We start from the raw sequence: 7,003 nt of genomic DNA, 5'->3' as shown, positions 1-7,003 counted from the left end.
CTTGCCATTTCTAATCCTCCAAAATTTTATTTTACCCGAAAAAACTCCTTTCTTTCTCTCCACTTTTTCTGGGTAAGGTCAGTTTAGCTATAGGTAGCAATTTTCTGTATTTATTTTAAATTGAAGGAAGCTCAAATGAAAGATCATGTTTTGCTAAAAATCACAGAATGCAGTCTAACAGTGAACGGTTACGCTTTTGATCGAAAATGTTGTATAGTACACAATCAATTTTTCTGGATCCAAGTAGTCAAGGCACTGCCTTTGTGTTTGAGGCAAAATCGGCTATAACACTTAACATACTGCCTTTGCAAACAAATGTTCGTACAGTTATGTGTCAGCTACTTGCATGACGCCATTGCCTGAACGGGTACCAATGATTACCTATCAATCTCACCAAAAACTATATCGAGTGAGCCAATAATTGCTGCAACGTCAGCAAGCATGTGTCCTTTTGCCATAAAGTCTAAGGCTTGTAAATGCGCAAAGCCAGGTGCTCTTATTCGGCACCTATAAGGTCTATTGGTACCATCTGAAACTATATACACTCCAAACTCACCTTTTGGTGCCTCAACAACTGCGTAAGCCTCACCTTCTGGTACGTGATATCCTTCTGAATAGAGCTTAAAATGGTGAATCAGAGCTTCCATAGATTTTTTCATCTCTGCTCTTGACGGTGGAGAAATTTTTCTATCTTCAGTTTTTATTGGCCCTTCAGGCATTTTCTCTATGCACTGCTTCACCAAACTGATAGATTGCCTAATCTCTGCCATTCTAACTAGATAACGGTCATAACAGTCGCCATTTTGGCCGATCGGTATATCAAAATCTAGTTGATCATATATCTCATATGGCTGGCTTTTTCGCAAATCCCAAGCAAGCCCAGCAGCGCGCAACATTGGGCCACTAAAGCCCCAATCAAGTGCCTGTTTAATTGATATTTCACTAATTCCTACAGTGCGTTGCTTCCATATCCTATTTTCTGTTAAAAGTTCATCAACATCGTCTATATATTTTGGAAATTGCTCTATAAACTTTGCAATATCCTCAATCAAATCTTCTGGAACATCTGCTGCAATTCCACCTGGCCTGATGTAAGCTGCGTGAAACCTTGCACCTGAAGCTCTTTCGTAAAATTCCAGTATTTTTTCTCTTTCTTCAAAGAGCCATAAAAGAGGGGTCATTGCTCCAACATCAAGTGCTTGAGAAGAAACGTTCAGTAAATGATTTAGTATCCTCGTCAGTTCACAAAACAAGACACGTAAATACTTTGCCCTAATTGGCACTTCACATTGCAACAATTTCTCCACACAAAGTGAATATGCATGCTCTTGTGACATTGGTGATACGTAATCAAGGCGATCAAAATAAGGCAAAGCTTGAAGATACGTTTTATGTTCTATTAATTTTTCAGTACCGCGGTGCAAAAGCCCAATATGGGGATCTGCCCTCTCGATCACTTCACCATCCATCTCTAAAACAAGACGCAACACTCCATGTGCAGCTGGGTGCTGAGGTCCAAAATTTAACATCATTGTCTTTAGATCGGGCATGTCCAGTAGTTTAAGATATTAAAATTGTATAGGCTAAAGTGCGCTCAAAGTCAATAAACTTCTTGCATAGGCTACAACTATCATTCAATAGAAACAAAAACTTTTACAATGGCTAATAAGTGTTGGTAAAACCAAGTCACTTTAGCTATAGAATGACAAAAAAGGTTTGCATTAGCCAAATTTTTAGTTGAAGTAGCATAAGAGGTTAAAGGAAAAGCTTTGTGTTAATGGATTCATTTCAGGTATAGTATAGATAATACCACAATACTTATAAAATGGATCATGTTGTTAATGCGTATAATAGACTTGACACTCCTATAGTCAGGGGAGAAGGGGCATATCTTTTTGATAAAGATGGTAAAAAATATTTAGATTTTGCTGCAGGTATTTCTACAACTTCTTTAGGGCATTGTCATCCATACATTACAGATAAGCTGAAAGAGCAATCGAGTTCATTATGGCACTGCTCTAACATTTTCACTATTCCCGAGCAAGAAAGGCTTGCTGACCGTTTAACAACCCTTACTTTTGCAGATAAAGTTTTTTTCTGCTCAAGTGGACTTGAAGCAACAGAAGCTGCAATTAAGTTTATTCGTCGTTACTTTTATTCAAAAGGGCAAGCAAAACGTAATCGTATTGTTACAATTGAAGGAGGGTTTCATGGCCGCAGTATTGCTGCAATTTCTGCTGGAGGTAATGAAAAATCACGCGAAGGTTTTGCTCCGCTTCTTTCTGGTTTTGATAAAGTGCCAAGAAATGACACTAAAGCATTAGAAGAAAAAATCAATAATGAAATAGCTGCTGTGTTTTTAGAGCCCATACAAAGCGAAGGCGGAGTATATCCACTAGACGTAGAATATCTTCAAAAAGTAAGGGAAATAACAAAAGCTCAAGAAATAATTTTGTGCTTTGATGAAGTGCAGTGCGGATATGGACGCATCGGTTCTTTATTTCATTATCAAAATGTCGGCATTGAACCTGATATGCTAACCTGTGCGAAGGCTATGGGTAACGGTTTTCCTGTAGCTGCATGTTTAGTGAAAGATTACATAGCAGAAGCAATTACTCCAGGAACTCATGGATCAACCTATGGTGGCAATCCACTTGCCATGACTGTTGGTAATGCAGTGCTCGATATAATGCTAAAAGAAGGCTTTTTTGATCATGTTAAAAGAATTAGTAAATATTTAAAAGAAAAGCTGTTGCTTTTAGCTAAAGAATTTCCTGAGATGATTTTAGAAGTTCGTGGAGAAGGGTTACTAATGGGAATAGAACTAGCAACTCCTGTAGCTGATAAAATTATTAGTCGATCTCTTGATAAAGGTTTAATAATAACTAGGGTTTTAAACAACAAAGTAGTAAGGGTAACCCCACCACTTATCATTGAGGATGAGCATGTGAACGCAGCGTATAATATGCTTTATGATTTGTTTTTTAAGATTAAAGATATATAAAATTCGGCAATATAAATTCAGGCTTGCAAATGCCTCTCATAACATGTAAAATTAATTTTATTTTTTATCACAATAACATCGTACTTTAATGGATTGGTTATTGGTCTTGGTGTCATCAGCAATTTTTGTTTTGTTAGTTTTATCGTTTTTGTTCTCAGGAGCAGAAATAGGCTTAACCTCAATTAGCCGTTCTCGAGTTAATAAGCTAAAGCTAGACGGTAACAAAAGAGCCAAGATAATAGACCGCTTATTAAATAGGAAAGAATTGACAATAGGAACAGTATTGCTCGGCAATACAATTATTAATATTACTTGCTCTGCTTTATTTACAGCAATATTTATCAATCTTTTTGGAAATGAGGGCATTCTCCTATCAACAATTATAATGACATTTTGTATTTTATTGTTCTGCGAAGTTCTACCAAAAACTTATGCTATTCAAAATCCTGAAAAATTTGCATCATTTTCTGCTTATTTTGTATTGTTTTTTGTAAAGATTTTTTCTCCATTGACACTAGGTATTCAATTTATTGTTAACCTCATCCTCAAATTATGTGGGCTGCATAAAGATAAGGAAGTGATATCTGCAGCGGATGCAATGCGTAATATGATTACTCTTCACCGCAGTGAAGGAACTATGTTGCAACAGGATTTAGATATGCTAAGCAGCATACTTGATTTGGCTGAGACAGAGATATCACAAATTATGACCCATAGAAGAAACCTATTTTCTCTTGATATAGATCGGAATAAAGAAGAGTTAATAAGAGAGATTTTAACCAGCAGTCACAGTAGAGTACCTTTATGGCAGAAGGAACCAGATAACATTGTAGGTGTAATTCACGTGAAAGCTCTAATAAATGCTTTGCGTGAAAAGAATAATAAAGCGGAAGAAGTTGACATTACCCAAGTTATGTCAAGGCCTTGGTTCATACCAGAAAGTACACCGCTCAGCGTGCAACTTCACAACTTCCGTAAGAACAGGAAACACCTTGCATTTGTTATTGATGAGTATGGAGCACTGCAGGGAATTGTAACTCTTGAGGATATACTGGAAGAAATAGTTGGAGAAATTTCGGATGAACATGATTTGATTACGGAGAATTTTATAAAGAAAATATCTGATAATATGTATCACATAGAAGGAAAATCTACTATTAGGGACATTAACAGGCAGTTATACTGGAATCTCCCTGATGAAGAAGCTACAACTCTAGCAGGTATGATTGTGAATGAAATAGAGCGCATTCCTGACGAAGGCGAGGAGTTTTCCATGTATGGTTTTCGCTTTAAGATTTTAAAAAAAGATAAAAATATTATTACTGTTGTTGAAGTGCAAGTAAAAACTGGTAATATTAGTAGCAGCAATTAATTAGTGGAGTTTCATGGAAGATACAGTAAAAATAACGACTGAAGAATTGAAGGGTTACATAGAGAGAATCGAAAAACTTGAACAAGAAAAGAGGGATGTGCAAGATCACATTCGTGATGTATATGCAAAAGCCGCAGATGAAGGTTGGGATATAAAAGTGATGAAACAAATTATTAGGCTGAGGAAGATGGATGATGATGACAGAGAGGAACAGGAAATATTGCTTGATACCTATAAACGTGCATTGGGAATGAGTTGCGAAGAAGAGTTAAGTGAATAGCAGAATTGTAATTGGAATAAGTGGAGCATCTGGTTCTATTTACGGTGTACGTATTTTAGAGGCGTTAAGAAATATTAACAAATCTCTTGTACAATCCATCGGTCATCCAAGTAGCTTGACTACTTCCATCCAGAAAAAGTGTATAGATTCCAATGTCAGCTACTCAAATGACACCAAACCTGGTTATGAAACTCATTTAGTGATAAGTCGTGCTGGAAAAACAACTCTAGCTCATGAGATTAAAGAAAAACTTGAAGATATTATATCACTTGCAGATTTTTACTATTCTGAAGAAAAAATAGGAGAAAAAATAGCAAGCGGCTCATTTAAAACCTCAGGAATGATTGTAGCACCATGCTCTATGAAGACAATGTCTGAAATCGCATCAGGTGTCACTTCCAATCTACTAACAAGAGCTGCAGATGTAACGTTAAAAGAAAGAAGAAAATTAATTCTTATGGTGCGAGAGTCACCACTACATCTTGGGCATTTACAAAATATGTTAAAATTAACGGAGATGGGAGCAATTATTACTCCACCGGTGCCAGCTTTTTATATTAACCCGAAATCGTTGGATGATATTATTAATCATTCTGTTGGCAAAGTATTGGATTTATTTGATATCAAATTACCCAACTTTAAGGAGTGGCAAGGAAGTGACAATTATTATTGATGGTAAAAAAATAGCAAACGACCTGTGTGAGAGGCTATCACAAAAGATTCATGTTCTAAAGAGGGAGCATAATATTTTTCCTTGCCTAAAAGTAATTCTCGTTGGTAGCAATCCAGCAAGTCAGGTCTACGTTCGTAATAAACAAAGAAAAGCAGAATCAATAGGCATAAGTTCTGAAACTATTGTTTTGCCTGATAATATTTCAGAAGATGAGTTAATTGGAAAAATTAATGAATTCAATGAAGATCAATCTGTACATGGAATTTTAGTACAGTTGCCTTTACCAAATCACATTAGTGCAAGCAGAGTAATTAATGCAGTGAGTATTGAAAAAGATGTAGATGGCTTCCATGATGAGAACGTTGGCAAATTAGTTAAAGGTGAAAAAAATTGCCTTATACCTTGCACTCCTAAAGGTTCTTTGCATTTAATTAAATCAATTGAAGAAAACCTCTCTGGTAAAAACGCAGTTGTGATTGGCAGGTCAAATATCGTAGGTAAACCAATGTTTCATCTATTGTTGCAAGAAAACTGCACTGTTACCATCTTGCACTCACAGAGTAAAGATTTAGCTGAATATTGCTCTAAAGCGGATATAGTAGTTGCAGCAGTAGGAAAGCCAAATTTTGTTCAAGCAGACTGGATAAAGAAAGATGCAATAGTGATCGACGTTGGCATAAATAGCGTTAACGTAGGAGAGCTTGTAGGTGATGTTGACTTTGAAGGAATAAAAGGGAAAGCCAAAGCTATGACCCCAGTACCCGGGGGCGTTGGCCCAATGACCATTGCATTTCTAATGATGAACACTGTTATTGCTGCTTGCTTGCAAAAGGGAGTTGATGCTTCTGATTTCATTAGTTGAGGTATGAAGAGGAAAGCTATATGAAGATAGAATGTACCATATCACAATTAATAAAAAATTGAGATTTTTGAAATTCCTCAGTAGTCAAATTTATTAAATATTTAGGATCATCATCTATTCTTTTTTCTCTACAAGTATAGCTAAAGTGGCTTAGGTTTACCTACAATTTGAAAAACAACAAATTCGTCATTCCGCTACTCGTTAGCGGAATCTATGCTGAGATACCGCGGCGGTATGACGTAGGGAAACCTTTCTTGGGTTAGCTATAGTTAGTGGAATTGCAAAGTTTCTAGGCATAAAAAGCTTTGAACCTAATATATGAGCCAAACTTGATTTTCCAACCGTAGATACACCTGTAATAAAAATAATAGTCTTCATTTTGTGAATTTACTTGCTATATGAACTATCGGAGAAATTTTTTTATAGTTTATAGTATCTATACTTTGCCATATACAACCATCAGAATCTTTTCCATCAGATTCTCGCTTTATTTCTCCTATGATTTCAATTTTGTATAAAACTGCTATATGTTTTAGACATTTATTTACATTGTCTTCATTATAATGATATAGGCTAGTAACTGTTTGGATTTGGTCGTATTGTTTCACTAAACAACCTGTTTCTTCTCTAATTTCTCTTACAAGTGCCTCTTCAAGCGTTTCAGCAATTTCTACCTGGTAAATCAAACAACCCTTTATAAGGACCTCGACTTTTTTTCACCAAAACTATACTGACCTTACCCAGAAAAAGTGGAGAGAAAGAAAGGAGTTTTTTCGGGTAAAATAAAATTTTGGAGGATTAGAAATGGCAAG

General features: G+C 36.0%; 8 protein-coding genes. 6 read left to right on the top strand and 2 right to left on the bottom strand.

The window, feature by feature from the left end; translation table 11 throughout:
* Positions 1-206 precede the first annotated feature (206 nt).
* Positions 207-350, top strand: a complete 144-nt coding sequence (locus BA053_RS07425; RefSeq protein WP_153296793.1) for a hypothetical protein — start codon at positions 207-209, stop codon at positions 348-350.
* Positions 351-377: 27 nt separating this feature from the next.
* Here the strand turns inward: BA053_RS07425 and BA053_RS04740 are convergent, their stop codons facing one another.
* Entirely contained in the window at positions 378-1,550 is a 1,173-nt protein-coding gene (locus tag BA053_RS04740; protein ID WP_065106821.1) for an NADH-quinone oxidoreductase subunit D, read from the bottom strand.
* Positions 1,551-1,825: 275 nt separating this feature from the next.
* Between BA053_RS04740 and BA053_RS04735 the strand changes: the two genes are divergently transcribed.
* From BA053_RS04735 to folD, 5 genes are all read left to right on the top strand, one after another.
* The gene (locus BA053_RS04735; protein WP_065095076.1) at positions 1,826-3,004 is read left to right on the top strand and encodes an aspartate aminotransferase family protein; all 1,179 of its coding nucleotides are present in this window, start codon (positions 1,826-1,828) and stop codon (positions 3,002-3,004) included.
* 88 nt (positions 3,005-3,092) lie between these two features.
* Positions 3,093-4,376 (top strand): HlyC/CorC family transporter, encoded by a 1,284-nt coding sequence (locus tag BA053_RS04730; protein ID WP_065095075.1) that lies wholly within the window; start codon positions 3,093-3,095, stop codon positions 4,374-4,376.
* Positions 4,377-4,389: 13 nt separating this feature from the next.
* Entirely contained in the window at positions 4,390-4,656 is a 267-nt protein-coding gene (locus BA053_RS04725; RefSeq protein ID WP_065095074.1) for a DUF2312 domain-containing protein, read from the top strand.
* Positions 4,649-5,329 carry a UbiX family flavin prenyltransferase gene (locus BA053_RS04720; RefSeq protein WP_156518053.1) on the top strand — a complete coding sequence of 227 codons (681 nt, stop codon included), beginning with the start codon at positions 4,649-4,651 and terminating at the stop codon, positions 5,327-5,329. The genes BA053_RS04725 and BA053_RS04720 overlap by 8 nt, the downstream gene beginning before the upstream one ends.
* Entirely contained in the window at positions 5,313-6,191 is an 879-nt protein-coding gene (gene folD, locus BA053_RS04715; RefSeq protein WP_065095073.1) for a bifunctional methylenetetrahydrofolate dehydrogenase/methenyltetrahydrofolate cyclohydrolase FolD, read from the top strand. The genes BA053_RS04720 and folD overlap by 17 nt, the downstream gene beginning before the upstream one ends.
* Before the next feature lie 374 nt (positions 6,192-6,565).
* On the opposite strand, the gene BA053_RS04710 is transcribed toward folD, so the two are convergent.
* Positions 6,566-6,877 (bottom strand): NUDIX domain-containing protein, encoded by a 312-nt coding sequence (locus tag BA053_RS04710; protein WP_065095072.1) that lies wholly within the window; start codon positions 6,875-6,877, stop codon positions 6,566-6,568.
* Positions 6,878-7,003: the final 126 nt, after the last annotated feature.

It is taken from the genome of Wolbachia endosymbiont of Nomada ferruginata, assembly GCF_001675785.1.
Taxonomy (GTDB): Bacteria; Pseudomonadota; Alphaproteobacteria; order Rickettsiales; family Anaplasmataceae; genus Wolbachia; species Wolbachia pipientis.
This window is presented reverse-complemented; position numbering and strand designations above follow the sequence as displayed.